The following is a 19117-nucleotide window of genomic DNA, read 5'->3' on the forward strand; positions in this document are numbered from 1 at the left end:
CCTCACCCTCGGGATCACCTGAACAGGTCTCCGTAGTCAGGCAAGCTTTCGAGAACCTGACCTGACCATGGATTCGAACGGGGAATTATTCGCGCTGGCCAACCTCGGAAATGACGGCGCTCCGGACCAGCCTCTCCTCAACAATCCGCCCGGTCCTCCCTGGAGAACTAAGCATCCTTTTCCATCATCTCTTGCTGCTGGCGGCCCCTATCGAAACAGTAGATCCTAAGCTCCGATCCGGTACTTTCGACGCCAGATCGCCGACCAATCTCGCAGCTCGAAGTCTTGTGCATGAATGCGACCCTGGAAATTGCCGGCGTCATTACCTCGCTGGGAGCGAGCCACTTGCGAATACGAAGCCGATGCGATGCCTGACGGCGTCGATGTCGGAGCTTGCCAACCGAAATTTTGATGTTGTGCTCCCTGGTTTCGGTCGCCGAGACGAAATTGGAAGTTAGCGGCGAGACTCGGCGCTCGCGTGTAAACCATGAAAGCGCTGTCCTTACCGACAAGCCGCTTGGGTGGCCAGCCTTCGCCCTTGGATTTAGCAAAGCTGAAAATCTCGCCCCGGCCTTGGAGTGATGCGTAATCCTCAGAGTGCCGCCACGTTCTATCGCGGAGAAGGGCTCCGGGGCGCCTACCAGGATTGGTGGCCGCCCTGATCAACTACCTTCGTCTAAGCTGCCTGCAGATCTAGGAGAGACTCGATGGCCAAACGGGCACGCATTCGTTGCACCAACAAGACGGGCAGAACGAACCCTCACGAAAGAATCACACATGTCGGCGGACTAAACCCCGACGGAACGCCGTGGAAGCGATCCATCGATCAGGCTATCAAAGATATCGAGAGCGACGAATGGGAGTTTTATGTCGAAGAAAACGGCCGCAGGGTTGATGTGGTGTGGGCCACGCACAACGGGCACAAGTACATCAAGACGACGGCAGACGACATTCAACCCGACAATGTTCTCTCGCTCCTCGTCGAGTGTCCCTGATGATCACCGGCCCGCACGTTGAGCCCGCCACTCTGCCAGCGCTGTGTCAGGGTCGTTCGACGCGGTCTCCCCGGTAAGTAGACTAGACGCCCGGTCCAGATACCGGTCAATCGTATTGCGATCCACGCTCTGAGTGCCGGGTATCGCGGCCTGGCACCGCGTCCTTCTTGACCCATGTGTCGAAGGCGCCCTCGGAGCAACCGCAATAGGCGGTTGCGTCGGCCTTCGTGAGGCCCCGAAAGGCGATCTGGTCAGCGCGCAATATCCGCTCCGAGCGCCTCAGCTCGGCGGGCGAACGCTTGTGCCGTGTATGGTCACCGTCCACTCGGACCAAAGTGGAAGTTAGCGGCAACGTGACTCGGCGCTTTGTCGGCCCTGAAAAGCGCTGTCCCTGCCACGCGCCGCTAACTTCGGTGGCCTGCCTTGCCTAACAAAGCTACCACCTCGCCTTCCCGGGAGTGTCGTCAAGCTCACGGGCTCCGGAATATAGCGCCAAGAGCGCTCGTAGGGCGCCTACCAGAATTGATGGCTAGCCTTCACTTCGTGAAGGCGCACGATAAGGTGAGGTTTGGCCGCACAAGAGGGGCATAAGCACATCAGGATGAGGCCCGCCTCTGGAGGCCGCAGCTCGCAAGCTTGGACAACTACGGGCGCTCACCTCAGCCGCGTAAAAAGACCCCGAGCATCTCCGGCCCTGATGCAGACAAACCGGGGCTACGGCCCGTGGTGATGCGAGCTCGGTGTGAGCACGTTACTGACTATTCTGAGGCGGTGTCCGCTCGATTGCATTTTCAGCTCCGCGCATGCCTGACGCAAGTTTATCAACCAGCCATAGCGGTTTTCATCGCGGCGTCTTTTACACCATCGAACGCGAGAGCATCGACCGCTGGAATTACTCATTCTCGTTCGACGATAAAGTAAAGTCCGGTACGGTCCAAACGAGGTCGGACTCCTCGCCGTCCGACGCGTCCGGATACTCATTGACCGAGCACTGAAAAACGGGTGAGAGGAGGGAGTCCTTTAATGATTAGGCTGATTTCAATTGCTTCCGTCACTCTGGCTATGACCACCGCAATAGATAGGCCCAGCAGAGCACGCCGCGCGGAGGCTCCCCCCAAAGGAAAAATGCAAGCCGCTTGCTGCCGAACGTGGTTTTTCGAGTGCAGGTGGAATTATGAAAAGGCAAGGTCGCGCAAAGCGAGAGTTTGTGATCAATTGCATGCGCGGAAAGCAAATCTAAGCAGGACGAACGGGAGAACTTCGGACGGCTCGCCGCTTCACGCGGGCGGCTGGTTGTCCCACTCGTCCTAAATCAAGACGCTGCCGGGCTCGAAATTCATGTCCCGGCGGCGTTTCCTTCTCAAACTGAGCACTGAAATCCCAGTTCGCTTCGACAGTGCAACGACCATGCCACAGGTGTGTGTGCCCGTCGGTTAGCGCTGGCAGGCTTTTGATCGGGAGGGGTCCTAATTCGGTTTATGATCACCAGATCTGCAAGGAAGATGAGTACCGACGCCAAGCGGCCGAGGCCCGGAAGGAGGCCGACAGAGCCCGCAACGACGACGACCGCGCCTCTTGATTGCGCGTGGCGCAGGGTTGGTGAAGCCTTCTCCGCAAAACGCCGAAATCCGAGGAAGAGGCCTTCCGGTAACGCCTGGTCCAGTTGGTGCCATTTCGCGAGAGCAGGCGCACACGCTTGTCCTCCCGGATCACAAGCACTGATAGCCATCGTGCTTTGCTTCGTGAAACCAGTCCGGCCCGTCGCGGACCTGCTTGCCGGGAATCGCGAAGTAGAGCTCGTAAGACGCATATGCGGAAGATACGCGTTGGGCGAGAATTGCGACCGTTCCCTCGGGGAACAATTCCTGCTGACGGTCGCAAGGGAGCCGTCATTTAAATGTGTTAACGACTACCCTGCCCAAAAAGGCAACATTTTGAGCGGGTCCACCGAAGGGCTCAAAAAGAAGAACCTGGGGGCGTCCAATGAGTACCCGCGGTCGAGCGGTCATTCCTGCTGCTGCTATTCGCGAACGTCTACAGAGCATCGTTTCTGCACTCGTTGAATTAGAGGAAATCCGGGCACGGGTTCTCGCCGCTGAGCAGAACGAAAAACCAAGATTCAAGCAGAAGAGGATGCCCCGCCGGGCCGAGCCCACCGGCAGGAAGCGCTAGCGGCCGTCGCCATAGCTTGCAACGCGCAGGCGGCCCTTAGGAACGATCGTGTCCGCACTCGGTTCGACTGTCGGTCTTGCGTGCCCATCCTTTCGCAAGACCTGTTGCTAAGACTTAGCTCCAGCTCGTCCCCGGCGGGCTGGAGCGTTTCTTTTGCGTCGGATTCAAATTTAAATTCAAGAGACTGATTTTGCGGCGGGTGTTCCCGCCCCATCAAATGTGGATCCGATGGCATTTTGCGAGGAACGACCCCGGGCGTCGCGGGGCTGGCTGCGGACGCACCAGGGCCGCCGGACGCACCACTCACGCGGCGCGCCGGCCGAAATCGTCTCGGCCAAATCGCAGGGGCATCGTCTCAGATGATAGGCGGTCGAGATCAAATTCGACGGCCCGACTTCTCTGGGCTGATCCCGGGCAGACGGAGTTCATAACTCCCTTTCGATCGCTGGGTCGCTCCGGTTGTCAAACGCCATCCGGAACTGCCCCCTTTGCGTCATGAAGAACTGCCCCCATCCTCGGGTTCATGATGTCGGTTGAAGGTTGGCTCCGCCGCTGACGGGACGGAGGGAGGCGGAGTCGACCGGAGGGCCGTCAGCGGCGGAGCGGCTTGATGAGGCCGCTCTTTCGCTTGGCGCGGAGCCGGTAGCTGTCGCCGCGGATGGTCAGCACGTGGCTGTGGTGCAAGAGCCGGTCGAGGATCGCAGTGGCGACCACCGGATCGGCGAACACGGTGCCCCATTCGGCAACGCTGCGGTTCGACGTGATCAGCATGGCGCCGGTTTCGTAGCGGCGGCTGACCAGCTGGAAGAACAGATGCGCCGCGTCGGGCTCCAGCGGCAGGTAGCCGAGTTCGTCGACGATCAGCAGCTTTGGCTTCGCCAGCGCGAGCAGTTTCTCGTCCAGGCGCCGCTCGCCATGCGCCTTGGCGAGGCCAGCGACCAGCGTCGTCGCCGTGGTGAACTGCACCGTGTAACCGGCCAGGATCGCCTCTCGCCCGAGCGCGATCGACAAGTGCGTCTTACCGACGCCCGGCGGGCCGAGCAGCAGCACGTTCTCGCCGTTGGCGATCCAACGTGACGCGGCCAAGTCGCGGATCTGCTTCGGATCGATCGACGGCTGCGCCTCGAAGTCGAAGCCCGCAAGCTCCTTCACGGCCGGGAAGTGTGCGAGTTTCAGCGCCATCTCGATGCGGCGATGATCCTTGCGCGCGATCTCGCGCTCGCACAGCAGGATCAGCGTCTCACGCGCCGACAGGTTCGCACGCGCCGCCTCGTCGAGCAGGTTGTCGAGCTGGTCGCGGATACCGGAGAGCTGCAATCGCGCCAGCATGGCATCGAGCGGATCGGTCGGTGCTTCGGTAGCCTTCTTTGTGCGCGCCATCAGAAGCTCCCTCCGATCGCTGCTTCGTATTCGGCAAGAGGACGCAACAACGAGGGCAGTGGAGAAGGCGCCGGCACTGTCGGTGTCGCGATTGCCGATCGGCAGACCGCGCCATTGCGACCGGCAACCCCGTCGAGGTGGGCGGAATCGACGATCCGCAGCCGGCGACCCTCCGATTGCTTGTGGACCGCAACTTCGCGCATGCCATGGCGGATGCGCACCTCGCCAGCTGCGACCGTCACCGCCACGCGCTCGCCGATCAGCCGCCATGGCACCGAGTAGCTGTTCGTGTCGATCTCGACGGCGCAATCGTTGCCGACGACGCGGGTCAGTTCGCGCAACGATCCGAACGACAGCTGCCCGCCGAGCGGCTTCAACCGGTGTGTCTCGTCACGCGCGAAGCGGACGATTGGTGCCTCGCCGGTCGTGCCGTGGATACGCACGTTCGCTACCTCACGCTCCCACCCGGCGAGATGAGCCTCGAATGCCTCCCAACTCGCGAAGCAATGCCCCGCGATCGCGTTCTTCTTCACGTAGCCGACGCCATTCTCCGTCTTGCCCTTCGTGCGCGCCCGATACGGTGCGCAGGCGCGAGGACGGAAGCCCCAATGCTTCGCGAACGCGATGAGCTTGTCGTTAAACTGAACCGACCGGCTCACCGCGTCGTGGCGCACCACGAGCGCGCGTGGATTGTCCATCAGCACTTCCTCCGGCACGCCGCCGAAGGTCGTAAATGCGCTCTCGAGCCCGGCAAACCAGTGCTCTTGCTTCTCGGCCCGGAACGCCCGCACATGCAGCCGCCGCGAATGCCCAAGCGTCGCCACGAACACGAATGCTTTGATCTTCACCCCGCCGATCTCGACCAGACGCTCCCCGAAGTCGATCTGCAGCTGTCGGCCGGGCGGCGTCTCGAACCGCGTCGTCGCCAGCGCCTCCGCCTTCAGCGCCTGGCGATAGGGCTGCACGGCGCGTTGCAGCGTCCGCCGGCTGACTGCCATGCCTTGCTCGGCCAACAGGTCCTGGCGCACCACATCCGCATTGCCGCGATGCCGAATGAACCTCTCGCGCAGCCAACCTTCAAGGCCATCGAGCCGCTTCGCCCGCTCAGGCGACTTGAACGGCTTCACCCCGCCCGCCGCCACGTAGTCCTTCACCGTGTGATGGCTGCAGCCCAGCTGCCGCGCAATCCGCTTCAGACCCCACCCGCACGCCCTCAGGCGCAACATCTCCGCCACGTCATCCGGCGTCTTCATCACCTGCCCCCATGGATCAATCCACGACGAGCCTTCCGTGATTCGTTCCTCGTTCATTCGCTCTCTCCTCGGCTATCCAAGGAGGGGGCAATTCCTCGTGACGCCGAGGGGGCAGTTTTCCATGGCGCGCGACACCGGTTCTTCACACTTGATCCAGTGCTTCTGCCGACCGCCACGATAGCGCATGATTCGAGCCCTAGTTTGGGACTTGACATTGCCAAAGAGCTCGAAACGTTTGCGCAAATCGATAGCTTGGGCATCGAGTTCGAACGAACGCGGCCTATCTTGAAAGCGACATTCGTCTGCGAACGAGTTCAACCGCGGAATTGAGATCGCGACAAGCGCTCATGCAAACCTGGTCCGGTCTGACAACTAGAGCATCGAAAGCACGACAATCCCGTTTCGAGTTCGCCTGAAGCAAGACGCGCCCGCGCCATACGCTCGAATTCCGTTCGATGCCTCTGCAGATAGCTGAAGGCCTGCTTTTGCGTGCTGAATGTCGTCGCTAACCGACACAATTGTCGATTTGCGCCGTGCGCGAGAAAGAAAGTGATCGTCCCGCCCCCGTCCGATGTTGCTCTACGCACGGCCAGCGCTCTCTGGCATGTGATCGGCCCTCCCAATTTTCATTCGGCGTTGGCCTTGGTTGCAGGTCGCTAAATCCGCGGCTTCCTTGAGCGCTTCTTCCGCACAGGCGCTGGAGGCAAAGCTGCTCGAAGGACTGCGTCAGCTGCTTCCTTAGCCTCACGCTTTTCTCGAAGTCGTGCCATGTTTGTGCGAACTTCGATCGCGTGCCTCTCGACATCTGCCAATGCCCGAGCTCCCTCTTCAACGGAGAGGCGCTTACGATCGGAACGCGCAATGCTTTCCGGTGACGGCTCTGACGGCTTCTTCGCGCTCATCGGTGACCTAGCTCCACAACGGACAAAACCCGCTCAATCCGAGGATCGAGCGGGCAGAGGGTCCGTTTCAGTACATCCGTGAAACGGCGCCGACGATATCAAGCCAGCGAAAGGTTCTCAGCGCTGACTTTACCTCGCATCTTGTCTGTCTTGGCCTCGAAGTTGACCTTTTGGCCTTCCGCAAGACCCGCAAGACCAGCTCGTTCGACGGCGCTGATGTGCACAAATACATCTTTGCTGCCGTCGTCCGGCTGAATGAAGCCGAAGCCCTTCTGACCATTGAACCACTTAACAATACCTGTCGTCATTTTCTTCTCCAAAGCGCACGCGAGCGCATGCCGCGTGACAATCACGCGATAACCTTCAACTTCGTCGATGTCTTTGGAAAAGGAGCCCGCGGGCACATTCAACAAGGCACAGCGGCTGATCGAACGTAGTCAATATACATCACCTTCAACATTTTGCAAGAACCGAAGCCGATCTCTTTCGGCCGAGCATCTCCAGTGCTCCGACCAAAGGACTCCAGGCGGATGTTGGGCAAGACCATATCGATTGACTTGTCCACACGGGAGTGATCACGTGGAAGGAAGCAAGTTGCATCGCTGTGGCAAGCAGATCGGCTTGTCCGAAGTTGGCGATGGTGTCGCCGCTACTAACCTCAACAATCGCAATGAAGCTCCTGCGCAATCGGCTGCTTGCAGGACGCGTTGCATTTCAGCCCCAAGCGAAGAGGATCAATTGCAGGTACTTGTCAGAGACAACAATGTTGAGCAGGCACTCCGTGTTCTCAAGAAGAAGATGCAACGCGAGGGCGTCTTCCGGGAAATGAAACAGCGGCGCTCCTACGAGAAGCCGTCGGAGAGAAAGACCCGTGAGAAATCCGAGGCTATTCGACGAGCCCGCAAGCTCGCTCGCAAGCAGGCGATCAGAGAAGGACTGCTGCCCGCGCCGCCGAAAAAGAAGCCTTTTGAACGTAAGCCACCCTTGCCGGAGGTCAAAGCTCGGGTCCCTACGACCTGAAATCGATGCCTCGCAGCACGAGTCCCGGCGGCGAGCCTTCGAACTCCGTCGCGCGATACTTGCTTGCCGCACATGCTTCGATACGGTCTCGCAGACGGATGAACTGCGCTTCCCGCTGGTCGGGTTTAACTTGCGGGCCGCCCTCGAGGTCGTCCATCGCAGAGGTTGAGATGGCGCAAGGAATCTCCCTGGCGCCGTCATGCATCGAGAACCGGACAATCATCCGATCGTACTCGTGGCCGATAAAGCGCCCGCTGGTTAATGTCATGGCCTACTCCTTACGGTGATCGCTTCTCGGCATGATCGCGCGCTTAAGTCATCGCCGTGACCGGCGTCTGCTTCCCGCTCCCTCTGGGCATGGAACGGGTCGAGAATGCAGGCGGTTCTCTTCGCCTCAGTCCTCCCCCGACAATCGGACGAAATCGTCGAACAGCGCCGCCACCAGCGCACGGTGGCGCGTGTCCTCTGCGGGCAGGCTTGCAGCATAGAGGTTGAGCAGATAGCGCGCTTTGGCCGCGGCCTCCGGCCATGACGCGGCCGCCACCGTCATCAGGCGATTCTCCAGATCGGCCTCGCTCACGCAGCGCGCGCACATTGCTCTCGACCTCCGCCAGCGCGCGGCGCAATTCGGTGGCCTTCTGAGCGGCCATGCCGCGGTGCTGGTCGAGGTCGACGGTGTGGTCAGTCATTGGCGACGCTCGCCTCTATGCGTTGGGCATCAGCTAGGTCTAACGACTCGATCGACAGCAGTTCGGTGTTGAGCCGCGCTCGTTTTCCCCGGGCATGGTGATCGTGGCGGCACGCGGTGCCAGGCCGGGAAAGATAGGCCCTTGATCGTCTCTTCGTCAGTGACGACCCACGTTGGCTCCCTACGCAGCAGATGCGAAACGGCCGAACGTAACGCTTTCGCGCCGCGAGCGGGCGGCTGCGCTCCCGCCCTTTCACAGATGGAGCCCAACCGTGGGCGGTTCGATGACCATGCGCCATTAACGCGGCAATAGCCAGAACTATCGTCCTGATGCCGGCTCGCGACGATACCACACCGCAGCCTCCTTAAACAAAGCGCTTTAGTGCTCGCTATTGGCGTGACGCGAGCGTAAGCTTGTCGCTATCACCGCATCTCCGGCGGCTTCGACCAGTGACCGAGGGGCATGGGTGCTCCCGCCGAAGGTTTCGCAGGAGCGTTCTATGGTGCATCTTCGCGTCCCGGCATGGATTGTCGCGCCGCTGATCATTCCGCCGTTTCTCCTGCTACTTCTGTCCGGAGCCACGATCCCCAATGGCTAGGGCAACCCGCGTTCCTTATCTCGTCAGTGGGACCGACGAATACGGTAGCTCCAATCTCGGCCGCGGCACTGCAGCGGTCGCGCTGCGCCTCGCGCGAAAGCTGCTGCGCGAAGGCTACATGGACGTCAGGATCTGCACCCCGCGTGGGCGGTTGCTGCAGTCGGATGAATTCGACGAACTCAAGCCAAAGGAGAGCGACATGGCGAAGGGCCGGCAACGCAGCAATCGGGAAGCCAAGAAGCCAAAGAAAGAAAAAGCCAAGGTCATCGCCGCGGCGCCCAGCCGCAAAGAAGCCGCCTGGCAGCCCGATTTCGGGGCCAAGAAGAAATAGCGAGGAGCCGACGCCGAGCAGGCAATGCGAGAGCTCGAGGCGCCCGAATCGGCACTCCAGTCGACGGCTTCGATGTTGCCCGTTGTGCCCAACAATGACTGCAAAGCGGTGCCCAGAGTGAACAGGCTCATTCACCCTTTAGCGCGTCGCTCAGGATCTTGAGAAGAAATTCGGACCGCCAGGTTTTTCCAACATTGACTGCGTCCCGCAGGGCTGGCTCGGCCTGCAGGTCGGCGTTCACGTAGCCGCTGGCCAGAATGAACGGCACAAAGGCTGCCTGAAGGACTTCCGCGACCGGAGTGACCCATTGTCCATCAAGCTTGACATCGAGGATGGCGGCGTCAGGCCGCTCTGCTTTGAGCAGCTCCAGAGCTGCACTTATGTCCGGGGCCGGGCCGATCACCCGATAGCCGGCGTTTCGTAGCGTGGCCTCAAGCTCCATTGCGATGAGGTACTCATCTTCGACTACCAATATTCGGGGAGCCTCGTGCACAGGGTCTCCCCGTTGCGCTAGTCCACAGGCGCGGTGATATGAACTCTTAAACCCGTCGGCTCATACTTCAGTTCCGCTGTGCCGCGTAAGCCCTGCACGGCGCTGAGATCAATGAGCTTGGAGCCGAAGCCGGTGCGAGTAGGCGGCGTTACGGCGGGGCCGTTTTCCTCCCTCCAATCGATGTGAAGCACAGGCTTGCCGTCCTTCTCCACAACCCCCCAGGTTAGCTGCACGAGCCCGCCGGTCTTGGAGAACGCTCCATATTTCCAGGCGTTGGTGACCAGTTCATGCAGAATAATTCTGATCGGGAGAACCTGTGGCTGCTTGAGACCGACCGGCGGCCCGGAAATGACGCGGTATCGCTCGGTTCCCGCTGGCTGCAATGCTTGCTCGACGAGCGTGCTCAGATCGGCTTGATCGCTGCTGGCCAGCGCGAGGTTCTCGGCTTCAGCCACTGCTTGGAAGCGACCCAAAAAGGCGTCCCGGTACTCCTTGGCCGATCGGCCCTCGACATCCGTCTGAGAGGCTAGGGAGCGCACGATCCCGAGAAGGTTCTTCATCCGATGGCGCGTTTCGGCGAGGAGAATGTCCTTTTGAACCTCGCTGCGGCGCCTGTCGGTCACGTCCTCAAACAGGATCAGAATGCTCGTGCTGTTATTGTCGGGGTGAACCAGGCGACGCGCGCTGACGAGCATCGTGCGCCGGCCGATGGTTGGGAACTCGGCCTCGACTTCGTATCCGACAATAGCGGCGGACCTGGGAATGATCTCGCTCACGAGCCGCCTGAGTTCGGGGATATCCCATTGACCGTCGCCAAGGTCGAATAGGCTACGCCCAACGGTGTCATCGCGGCTCACCCTGAAAGTCTCGTAAAACCCGCGGTTAGCGGTAAGGACACAACCCGTCTGGTCCAGCACGAGGAGAGGCTCCTCCAGGGTGTCGACGATCCCTTGCGCCTGGACATGCTCGCTACGCAACAGCCGATACAAATCTTCTAGATTCATCTTGCCGCCTACCTCAGCAGAAGAGTTCCCCGCTAGGGTAATACGGGACATGGTCGTCCACAAACCAAATTGGGCTGCTTTATTGTCAGACGCTAATCCTCCTCCTGCCATCCAACGTTCCGCGGGACCGAATTTTCAGATGATCGCATCGGGTCGAGTCTCTTGGTTCAAGCTGGACAAGAAGTTTGGTTTTCGTTGAACTGGAGGGGGGCGTCGGCGATGCCTTTCTCCATGTTTCGGTTTTGAAAGCTGCTGGCTATGTGACCATCCGTGCAGGGACGACCATCCGTGTCCGAGTGGAAACCCAACCGACCGACGGCGGGTGGTCGAAGTGCTCTCGGTAGACACGAGCACCGCGCTTGCTGGCGAACCAGTGCCAATTAAGCGCAAAAACGTCGAGTGAGCCGTCGGCGAGACACCGGGCATTTAGAGGCTGAGGGCCCGCGAAACCTTGCACGGGCGAGGATTAGTCCGGTGGTAAGATAGATTGTCAATTTCGCATGGCCGGTCGGTCTCCAATCGGGAACCGCGCTCGGCGTTTAATTAGGAACCGACCTTTCTTTAGCACATTGCTCCTGCATCACCGCGCTACCCGGGCTCCTATCGGTGATGAGAACGCCGATTGCGCTCCCGCCTACTCAAGCAGGGAGCAGCGCCACGATGAAGCGACGCCGTTTCGAGCAACCACAATCATTCCAAGATCGCCTTGCCGCATTCGCACAAGACGCGCGCGACGAAGCTGAAAACCTTCCGCCGGGCATCGAGCGCAACAACATGCTACGCAAAGCCAGTCAGGCCGATACAGCGGCTCACCTAGACGATTGGGCCAATCCCCCCGAACTACCGCCACCGAAGTAAGGTCATTATGGCGCGCTACTACTTCGATACGCACAATGGTACGCTTGTTCGCGATGACGTGGGAATTGAATGCGACAGCTTTCAAGCTGTGCGCGCTCAAGCAGCGGCTGGGCTCGCCGATTTTGCAAGAGATATCGTGCCCAGCGCAAAGTGGCGCGAAATGGCAGTCCGGGTCCGAGACGACCAAGGCAGACCTGTGATGCAGGCAATTTTGCGCTTGGAAATCACACAGCCGTAAGAAGAGCAACCTCGGTCCGGTCTCTTTCGCTCATGTCGCCCGACCCGAAGGCGAAGTGCCGCGATGTCCGCTCCCGCGCCGCTGTTGGGGGAGCAGCAGACATCAGGTGGCCGACTCGCAGCAACCGACTTTATGAGTACGCACCCTAGCACTACTTTGGCAGATTGTTGATTTTGTCGCGTTTTAGGATTCCCGAATCAATTCTTCAATGATTCATGGGTGGTCGGCTCTTGGAGGGGCTGACCATGCCGGGATGGGAAGACGAACTCGAACGCTGGCTAATGCCGTTCTTGGACCGGCTGGGTCATAAGACCCGGCAGCGGATGTGTCCTCTGTATGTTGCGGGATTGATCGGTCCTGGCGATCGCAAGAGCGTTCAGCCGATGGCGGAACGCCTTGCCACGAGCAACTACGACCAGTTGCACCATTTCATTGCGGACGGTGTCTGGGACGCGACGCCGCTGGAAACAGAGCTGCTCAACCAGGCGGACCGACTTGTCGGCGGCAGCGATGCGGTGCTGGTTATTGATGACACCTCACTGCCGAAGAAGGGTGAGCGCTCGGTCGGTGTTGCGGCTCAATACGCGTCGGCTCTCGGTAAAACGGCAAATTGCCAAACGCTGGTGTCTTTAACGCTTGCGCGCGGCGAAGTGCCAGTGACGGTCGCGTTACGTCTCTTTCTGCCTGACAGTTGGACAAGCGACGTGTCTCGTTTGAAGCACGCTCGCGTGCCCCGTCGAACACCGAACGCCACGGTCCAAGCCGGAGATTGCTTTGGCCGAGATTGACCGCGCGATGGCAGCCAACGTGCGCTTTGGATGTGTGCTGGCGGATGCAGGATACGGCCTCAGCGCACCGTTTCGACAAGGTCTAACAGAGCGCGGGCTGGCCTGGGCTGTCGGCATCCCTCGGCACCTGAAAGTGTATCCGGTCGATGTGAAGCTCATTTGGCCGATTACCAAAGTCCGCGGGAAACCACGAAAGCACCACGTGCCAGATATCTTATCGATTGCGGCAGAACAAATGCTGGCCAGCGCCAAATGGAAAACCGTGAGTTGGCGTAGCGGGACGAAAGGTCGGCTCAAAGCCCAATTTGCTGCTCTCCGTGTCCGGACCGCCGACGGCCCTCCGCAGCGGATATGGGATAAAGGTCAGCAGCATCTCCCAGGCGACGAAGCCTGGCTCATTGGCGAGCAACGTGCCTCCGGGGAGAAGAAATACTATCTCGCCAATCTTCCGGCGACGACGGATCTGCGCACGCTGGCCGCAACCATCAAGGCACGGTGGATTTGTGAGCAGGCGCATCAGCAGTTGAAGGAGGAGCTTGGACTTGATCACTTCGAAGGGCGATCATGGCAAGGTCTTCATCGCCACGCCTTGATGACAATGATTGCCTACGCCTTCCTGCAACATCGTCGCCTCGCATACGCGGGGTGGAAAAAAAAGAATCAACGGGCCTCCGCCTCAACCAACCATGCCCGCCGTACGTCACGCCATCGTCGATCTCATCCTTCGGCCGCCGTCTCAGCAGTGCCCATATTGCCGAAAGCAACTCCTTGAAAAGCAGTGGCGAAAACACATTCTGCCAAAGTAGTGCTAGTTCGCTATGTGAGGCGTCCTAAGTTCGCTATTGAGGCCCAAAGCTAAAGATGCGCCGATGCAGTCTTTACGTCGGCTTCTGAAGGCAACCGGGCGGCTTCATCGTACCCGTACGACGAAGGCCGCCTGATCGACACATACGCGCGGGCGTGGCGAGCTGTATGATGGGTGAGGGTCAGGCGGCTTGCTGATCGTCGGGATTGCCGGCTTGGCGCAGAAGCTTCCATTCCCAAGGGAGCAGTTCGTGCAGACGCGAAGCAGGAAGATCGGCGATACGGGCCAGGACGTCGGCGAGCCAGGCCTTGGGATCGACGTCATTCAGGCGACAGGTCGTGATCATCGTCAGCATGATGGCGGCGCGGTCGGCGCCGCGCATGCTCCCGGCGAAGGTCCAGTTGCGCCTTCCCAGGGCGATGCCGCGCAACGCTCTTTCGGCGGCGTTGTTGCTGAGGCAGATCCTGCCATCGTCGAGGAAGCGGGCAAAGTCGGCCCAGCGCCTGAGCATGTAATTCATGGGCTTCAGGACCTCGGAGGAGCGCGAGAGGGTTTCTCGCTCGCGCAGCAGCCAGGCGTGCATGTCGTCGAGCTGCGGCTTGCTTCTCTCCTGGCGCACGGCACGGCGTTCGTCGGCGCTGCGGCCGTTGATGGCGCGCTCGATCTCGAACAACGCATCGAGGCGTCTGACCGCCTCCAGCGCGATCGGGGAGATCGGTTTACCCTTGCTGCCTTCCCTGGCGTTCTTCTCGATATCGGCCAGCTCGAAGAAGCCCCGCCGCGCATGCGCAAAGCACAATGCCGGCGTGATCGGCATCGCTTTCTTTTGCGGGTCGAACAACCGCTCGAAGCCGCTATAGCAATCGGCTTGCAGGATGCCGGCGAAGGCGGCCAGATGCTTCTGGGGATGCTCGCCCCGTCGGTCGCTCGAGGCGTAATAGACCGCAGCCGGCGGCGCCAGCCCACCGTAGGGCCGGTCATCCCGCACATAGGTCCAGATCCGGCCGGTCGTGCACTTGCCCTTCGCCAGGATGCGGATAGTGGTGTCGTCGCCATGAAGGCGCTCGGCTGCGAGCACATGACGCTCGGTCAGCTGGAAGAGCGGCATGACGGCGAAGGTTCCGTGGCCGACCTGGTCGGCCAGCGTCGACAGCGGCAGGTCGATCTTCTCGGCCTTTAAGCGCACACTCTGGCGGTTGAGCGGGATATGCATGCCGAACTTGTCGAACAGGATCGTCGCCAGTAATTGCGGACCGATGAAGCCGCGCGGCGTGGCATGGAACGGTGCCGGCGGCTGGCTGATCTTCTCGCAATCGCGGCAGGTGAACTTTTCCCGCACAGTCTCGATTAGCTTGAACCGGTGCGGGATCTCCTCCAGCGTCTCGGTCACATCCTCGCCCAGCTTCGCTAGACGCGATCCGCCGCAGCAGGCGCAGCTCTCCGGGGCCTCGATAACGACGCGCTCGCGTTCGATGTCGTCCGGCCAGGGCTTGCGTGCCGGCCGCTTGCGCGTAAAAGCGCGCACGCTCTGGGTCTTCGCCGCGGCGGCCCGCGCGGCAAGCTCATCCTCGCTCGCCGTGGTGGCGAGTTCTTCGAGCTCCAATTCCAATTGTTCGATCAGCCGCGCCGTGCGCTCGGAGCGCTGCCCGTACAGTTCCCGTTTGAGCTTCTCGATCCGCAACTCGAGATGCGCGATCAGCGCCTCGTTGTCCGACAGCTCCGCCCGCGCACTGGCAGCCACCGCCTCAGCTCGCAGCCGCGCCTCACGCTCAGCCCGCAGTGCCGCCAGGGCACTAACAAGGTCCGATGGAAGATTGTCCGGCTTCGATAATCTTCGCTTCTGCGAGAAGTTTGGAATGCGCTCCGGGACAAGCGGGTTTCTCGCTTGCACCAGAGAACTAGCGATCCTGCGACAGAGGCAGACTGAGCGCGATCATGCCGCCGAACTTGGCGTTTTCTGATCAAAACTGGCACCCTTCGCGACGGCACATCGCCGCGACAGCCTTCACGCTACTCGTTGTTTTTGCGGTTGATTCGAACAACCAGATACAGAGGAGAGCAGCGGAACTCGTTCGCGCACATCCTACCTCAAAGCGAGGCACTCGCGCATTAGCGCCCAGACACGTGCAGACCAGGCCTTGAAGCGGAGGGCTTTTTCATCCATATACCATCCCTGCAGATGGCAGAAGGATGGGAAAACGATGGCCAGCAACGTGCACGAGATCCGACCAAAGCCCTCCGACTCGGAAAAAATCACGATCAATCTTGGTTTCGTCGATCTCGGTCAGGTCGATTTGATGGTGCAGGAAGGGTTCTACTCGAACCGCACGGATTTCATCCGGACCGCGATCCGCAACCAGCTCGAACGCCATGCCGACGTGGTCAAGCAGTCCACGGCGCGAAAGAGCCTGGACCTGGGGTTGCGAAACTACAGCCGCGAGGATCTCGAAGCGGCGCGGCGGGCGGGCGAGATGCTGCACATCAATGTTCTCGGTCTCGCCACCATCGCCCCAGACGTCACGCCGGAGCTTGCTCGCGCGACGATTGCCTCCGTCTCCGTGCTGGGAGCTCTGCACGCCAGTCCGGCCGTCAAATCTGCTCTCTCCGACAGAACGAGGTAAGACAATGCTGAAACTGGACATCGTTCGGGAAGCCACGCGTCTCACGCGGTCGGGCCAGCTCGTCGAAGCCACCGCGCTGCTCCAACGCATGCTTCGGGGTGAGAACGCGCCGGAGGTCACCGCCCCCACCACACAGCGCTCCACCGCGACAGCGCCGACCATCGACGCCAAGGCGCATGCCGCGGAGACGAGGCGTCCGGGTCGCACGGTCCGTCCGCCGGTGGATCTCGCCAAGAACTTCTCGAGCCTCGGACTGAGAGGATCGCTGAGGCGGGCCCCTCCGTCCATGGCGGACATCCTGCCGGACGGCGCCAGGTTCGTCGAAGGCAGCTACGGCAACGCCGCGGGAAGCCGCGCCTACCGGCTCTTCATCCCCAGCGGCTATCATGGACAGGCCATTCCGCTGGTGATCATGCTGCACGGCTGCACGCAGTCACCGGAGGACTTCGCCGCCGGCACGCGGATGAACTTCATCGCCGAAGAGCAGACCTGCTTCGTGGCCTATCCCGCGCAGCGGACCGAAGCGAACCAGGCGAAATGCTGGAATTGGTTTCGTCCGGCCGACCAGCAACGCGGCGGAGGCGAACCCTCGCTCATCGCCGGCATCACCCGCCAAATCATGCGCGACCATTCGGTCGACCCAGAACGCGTCTATGTCGCTGGACTGTCAGCCGGGGCCGCTGCCGCCGCCATCATGGGATCGACGTACGGCGACCTGTACGCAGCGATCGGCATACATTCCGGACTGGCCTGCGGAGCCGCCATAGACCTTCCCTCCGCACTGATTGCCATGAAGCAAGGCGGCGGCTCGGAGGCAATGCAAGGCGACGGTCCGCGCATTCCGACGATTGTGTTCCACGGCGATCGCGACACCACGGTGCATTCGAACAACGGCGGTCGAATCGTCCGGCAGTCCCTCGGTGGGACGAGCACGACGGTGGAGGTGCATCGCGGACGGGTGCCGGGAGGGCATGCCTACACCCGCACGGTTCATACCGACGCCAGCGGACGCGGAATCCTCGAGCACTGGGAGATTCATGGAGCCGGACACGCATGGTCGGGAGGCAGCCCCGCCGGCTCCTACACCGATCCGGACGGACCGGATGCGACGAGGGAAATGCTGCGTTTTTTCCTCGAGCATTCGCTCCAACATAGGCGAAACTAGAGGCGGCGTGCGCTTTGGCCCTAACGCGAAGCGGAAGGGGCCGCCAACGGAGGACGGTCCCTTCGTTCAGTCACCAGCGGCCGGTGCCGAAGCTGAAGCCGATGCTCGGAGTGTTCGGCGAAACGCCCGCTCGAGCCCCGCCGGGACGTTTCAGTTTCGATATGGTCGCGGCGACAACATCGGGATCATCGGTCTCCTTGACGACACCATGATGAAACAGATTGCTCCGGCACCCAAGGCTTCCAATGCCGCCTTCATCGAGGGCGCGGCTTTCGCGAGATCGTAGAAACCTAGCGACGTCTGATAGGTCTTGAGTTTTCTCGGCGTGGATTCCGCGCGACGGCCGTCGCCCGCTCACCTGTTCTAGCGATGCGCGCCACTAGAACTCCCAGCAGGAATGCCATCAACAGCGAGGGCAGCGGCGCCTCTCGCGTCAACCTGCGCAACTCCGCCGAAGAACTCGGTGCTGAAGCTCGCGCGTGTCGTGCTTCCGCCCTTCCTCCCCTTCCAACAGAGACATCGGACTTCGCCTCGGAATCCTTCCCAAGATCCAGATCGCTCGGAAGACCAGAGGCTTCCGTCATTGCAGAGGCTTCCTTCATATCCATGCGAACTCTCCTGTTCGTTCGCCCGTCCCTCAGAGTTCCTGGGCGAGAGACGGCGCTACGCAGACCTGCGCTGTGGCCTGGCCGCCGGCTTCTTCGCCGCACCTTCCGTGGGCTTCTTGCCCTGGATCGGCATCAACATTTCCTTCTGTCCGCGCGCTGCCTTGCGTGGCTTCTTGGCGGGCTTAGTCGCCTTCGCCGCCATGGCTTCCTGACCGAGGCTCCGCCGCAGCACTTCCATCAGATCGACGACGTTGCCGGCCGCGGGCCTCTCCTTGGGAGTGATCGGCTTGCCGCTGCGCTTGGTGTTGATGAGGTCGATCAGCGCGGTTTCGTAGTGGTCCTCGAACTTCACCGGCTCGAACCGCCCCGCCTTCTGGTTCACGATATGCTTGGCGAGATCGAGCATGTCCTTGGTGACTTTGACGTCCTGGATCTCGTCGAAATACTCTTGTTCGCTACGCACCTCATAGGGGTATCGCAGCAGTGTGCCGACGAGGCCTTTGTCCAGTGGCTCGAGTGCGATGATGTGTTCGCGACTGGTCAGCACGACCCGTCCAATCGCAACCTTGTTCATTTCTCGAATGGTCTCGCGAATTACTGCGAAAGCGTCGTGGCCCACCTTCCCGTCCGGCCGCAGATAGTATGGCCTGATCAGGTACCGGGGGTCGATATCCGCCCTGTCAACGAACTCATCGATCTCGATGGTGCGCGTCGACTCTAGCGCGATTTCCTCAAGCTCCTCTTTTGTCACCTCAATGAACTGGTCTTTCTCGAATTGGTAGCCCTTGACGATGTCTTCGTTGGGCACCTCGTCGCCAGTGTCCGCATCAACCTTCAGGTACTTGATGCGGTGACCGGTGGCGCGGTTGAGCTGGTTGAATGCGATCTTCTCACTCTCCGACGTTGCCGGATAGAGCGCGACCGGACAGGTCACTAGGGACAGACGCAGGACGCCTTTCCAGTTGGCGCGCGGGGCCATTTACGCAGTACTCCGTTCAGGGTTTGCCGGATTCAAGACGAATGGGGATCGTAAGTTCCGACACCGCCTGAGCAGGGAATATGGTGCGTCCCGGCGGATCACGGCAAACGGAACCGCGCGCATCAAACTGCAGCATGGACGGGGTCAAGCTCTTCGGCCGTTGGCCAATCCTCCCTGCACTCGGCGACGTCCCCGGTGCCGGCTATCGTCGACAGTGC

The 19117-nt window shown here is 60.8% G+C and carries 16 protein-coding genes and 4 pseudogenes; 8 read left to right on the forward strand and 12 right to left on the reverse strand.

Translation table 11 applies throughout. The annotated features are described in order from the left end of the window. Nucleotides 1-707: 707 nt before the first annotated feature. Entirely contained in the window at nt 708-995 is a 288-nt protein-coding gene (locus tag AAE027_RS18980) for a DUF3892 domain-containing protein (protein WP_370987143.1), read from the forward strand. A gap of 2763 nt (nt 996-3758) precedes the next feature. Here AAE027_RS18980 and istB read toward each other — a convergent pair. The 5 genes and pseudogenes from istB to AAE027_RS19005 form a co-directional block, all read right to left on the reverse strand. Beyond that, nucleotides 3759-4547 carry an IS21-like element helper ATPase IstB gene (gene istB / locus AAE027_RS18985; RefSeq protein ID WP_370987142.1) on the reverse strand — a complete coding sequence of 263 codons (789 nt, stop codon included), beginning with the start codon at nt 4545-4547 and terminating at the stop codon, nt 3759-3761. Then, nucleotides 4547-5857, reverse strand: coding sequence for an IS21 family transposase (gene istA, locus AAE027_RS18990; RefSeq protein WP_370987141.1), 1311 nt, complete (start codon nt 5855-5857; stop codon nt 4547-4549). Before istA ends, istB begins: the two co-directional genes overlap by 1 nt. Nucleotides 5858-6172: 315 nt before the next feature. Continuing rightward, nucleotides 6173-6387: pseudogene (locus tag AAE027_RS18995) on the reverse strand (hypothetical protein). A 69-nt stretch (nt 6388-6456) separates the two neighbouring features. Further along, nucleotides 6457-6702 (reverse strand): transcriptional regulator, encoded by a 246-nt coding sequence (locus AAE027_RS19000; protein WP_370987140.1) that lies wholly within the window; start codon nt 6700-6702, stop codon nt 6457-6459. Between the two features lie 98 nt (nt 6703-6800). Then, nucleotides 6801-7010, reverse strand: a complete 210-nt coding sequence (locus tag AAE027_RS19005; protein WP_370987190.1) for a cold-shock protein — start codon at nt 7008-7010, stop codon at nt 6801-6803. A 430-nt stretch (nt 7011-7440) separates the two neighbouring features. Between AAE027_RS19005 and rpsU the strand changes: the two genes are divergently transcribed. Beyond that, entirely contained in the window at nt 7441-7722 is a 282-nt protein-coding gene (gene rpsU / locus AAE027_RS19010; protein ID WP_080140126.1) for a 30S ribosomal protein S21, read from the forward strand. On the opposite strand, the gene AAE027_RS19015 is transcribed toward rpsU, so the two are convergent. Then, complete coding sequence (locus tag AAE027_RS19015; RefSeq protein ID WP_370987139.1) at nt 7712-7990, reverse strand: DUF1488 family protein; 279 nt, start codon at nt 7988-7990, stop codon at nt 7712-7714. The two genes, rpsU and AAE027_RS19015, sit on opposite strands and share 11 nt — an antisense overlap. A 126-nt stretch (nt 7991-8116) precedes the next feature. Then, nucleotides 8117-8411, reverse strand: a pseudogene (locus tag AAE027_RS19020) (hypothetical protein). A gap of 590 nt (nt 8412-9001) precedes the next feature. Here AAE027_RS19020 and AAE027_RS19025 point away from each other — a divergent pair. Then, nucleotides 9002-9340 carry a hypothetical protein gene (locus AAE027_RS19025; RefSeq protein ID WP_370987138.1) on the forward strand — a complete coding sequence of 113 codons (339 nt, stop codon included), beginning with the start codon at nt 9002-9004 and terminating at the stop codon, nt 9338-9340. A 127-nt stretch (nt 9341-9467) separates the two neighbouring features. Here the strand turns inward: AAE027_RS19025 and AAE027_RS19030 are convergent, their stop codons facing one another. Both AAE027_RS19030 and AAE027_RS19035 read right to left on the reverse strand, forming a co-directional pair. Next, nucleotides 9468-9833: a response regulator gene (locus AAE027_RS19030; protein WP_370987137.1), complete on the reverse strand. Its 366-nt coding sequence runs from the start codon at nt 9831-9833 to the stop codon at nt 9468-9470. A gap of 17 nt (nt 9834-9850) precedes the next feature. Next, on the reverse strand, nt 9851-10837 hold the full coding sequence (locus AAE027_RS19035) for a sensor histidine kinase (RefSeq protein WP_370987189.1): 987 nt from the start codon (nt 10835-10837) through the stop codon (nt 9851-9853). A gap of 660 nt (nt 10838-11497) precedes the next feature. Here AAE027_RS19035 and AAE027_RS19040 point away from each other — a divergent pair. The 3 genes and pseudogenes from AAE027_RS19040 to AAE027_RS19050 all read left to right on the forward strand — a co-directional run bounded on the left by AAE027_RS19040 (nt 11498) and on the right by AAE027_RS19050 (nt 13493). Continuing rightward, nucleotides 11498-11695: a hypothetical protein gene (locus AAE027_RS19040; protein WP_370987136.1), complete on the forward strand. Its 198-nt coding sequence runs from the start codon at nt 11498-11500 to the stop codon at nt 11693-11695. A gap of 7 nt (nt 11696-11702) precedes the next feature. Next, nucleotides 11703-11933, forward strand: a complete 231-nt coding sequence (locus tag AAE027_RS19045; protein WP_370987135.1) for a DUF6894 family protein — start codon at nt 11703-11705, stop codon at nt 11931-11933. Between the two features lie 208 nt (nt 11934-12141). Beyond that, nucleotides 12142-13493 (forward strand): annotated as a pseudogene (locus AAE027_RS19050) (IS701 family transposase). 214 nt (nt 13494-13707) lie between these two features. Here AAE027_RS19050 and tnpC read toward each other — a convergent pair. Continuing rightward, nucleotides 13708-15384: an IS66 family transposase gene (gene tnpC, locus AAE027_RS19055; protein ID WP_370987187.1), complete on the reverse strand. Its 1677-nt coding sequence runs from the start codon at nt 15382-15384 to the stop codon at nt 13708-13710. Between the two features lie 343 nt (nt 15385-15727). Here tnpC and AAE027_RS19060 point away from each other — a divergent pair, with 343 nt between their 5' ends. Then, on the forward strand, nt 15728-16147 hold the full coding sequence (locus AAE027_RS19060) for a CopG family transcriptional regulator (protein ID WP_370987186.1): 420 nt from the start codon (nt 15728-15730) through the stop codon (nt 16145-16147). A gap of 4 nt (nt 16148-16151) precedes the next feature. Next, nucleotides 16152-17312 (forward strand): extracellular catalytic domain type 1 short-chain-length polyhydroxyalkanoate depolymerase, encoded by a 1161-nt coding sequence (locus AAE027_RS19065; protein ID WP_370987134.1) that lies wholly within the window; start codon nt 16152-16154, stop codon nt 17310-17312. A 104-nt stretch (nt 17313-17416) separates the two neighbouring features. On the opposite strand, the pseudogene AAE027_RS19070 reads toward AAE027_RS19065, so the two are convergent. Then, nucleotides 17417-17633: pseudogene (locus AAE027_RS19070) on the reverse strand (cell envelope biogenesis protein TolA); the annotation flags it as partial. A gap of 342 nt (nt 17634-17975) precedes the next feature. Next, on the reverse strand, nt 17976-18899 hold the full coding sequence (ku, locus tag AAE027_RS19075; protein WP_370987133.1) for a non-homologous end joining protein Ku: 924 nt from the start codon (nt 18897-18899) through the stop codon (nt 17976-17978). Between the last annotated feature and the right edge of the window lie 218 nt (nt 18900-19117).

It is taken from the genome of Bradyrhizobium sp. DN3 (assembly GCF_041357655.1).
Classification (GTDB): Bacteria; Pseudomonadota; Alphaproteobacteria; order Rhizobiales; family Xanthobacteraceae; genus Bradyrhizobium.

Coding starts and splice junctions, on each gene's coding strand:
- AAE027_RS18980 (WP_370987143.1), top strand. CDS start 708: ATGGCCAAACGGGCACGCATTCGTTGCACCAACAAGACGGGCAGAACG.
- istB (WP_370987142.1), bottom strand. CDS start 4,547: ATGGCGCGCACAAAGAAGGCTACCGAAGCACCGACCGATCCGCTCGAT.
- istA (WP_370987141.1), bottom strand. CDS start 5,857: ATGAACGAGGAACGAATCACGGAAGGCTCGTCGTGGATTGATCCATGG.
- AAE027_RS19000 (WP_370987140.1), bottom strand. CDS start 6,702: ATGAGCGCGAAGAAGCCGTCAGAGCCGTCACCGGAAAGCATTGCGCGT.
- AAE027_RS19005 (WP_370987190.1), bottom strand. CDS start 7,010: ATGACGACAGGTATTGTTAAGTGGTTCAATGGTCAGAAGGGCTTCGGC.
- AAE027_RS19015 (WP_370987139.1), bottom strand. CDS start 7,990: ATGACATTAACCAGCGGGCGCTTTATCGGCCACGAGTACGATCGGATG.
- AAE027_RS19025 (WP_370987138.1), top strand. CDS start 9,002: ATGGCTAGGGCAACCCGCGTTCCTTATCTCGTCAGTGGGACCGACGAA.
- AAE027_RS19035 (WP_370987189.1), bottom strand. CDS start 10,837: ATGAATCTAGAAGATTTGTATCGGCTGTTGCGTAGCGAGCATGTCCAG.
- AAE027_RS19040 (WP_370987136.1), top strand. CDS start 11,498: ATGAAGCGACGCCGTTTCGAGCAACCACAATCATTCCAAGATCGCCTT.
- AAE027_RS19045 (WP_370987135.1), top strand. CDS start 11,703: ATGGCGCGCTACTACTTCGATACGCACAATGGTACGCTTGTTCGCGAT.
- AAE027_RS19060 (WP_370987186.1), top strand. CDS start 15,728: ATGGCCAGCAACGTGCACGAGATCCGACCAAAGCCCTCCGACTCGGAA.
- AAE027_RS19065 (WP_370987134.1), top strand. CDS start 16,152: ATGCTGAAACTGGACATCGTTCGGGAAGCCACGCGTCTCACGCGGTCG.
- ku (WP_370987133.1), bottom strand. CDS start 18,899: ATGGCCCCGCGCGCCAACTGGAAAGGCGTCCTGCGTCTGTCCCTAGTG.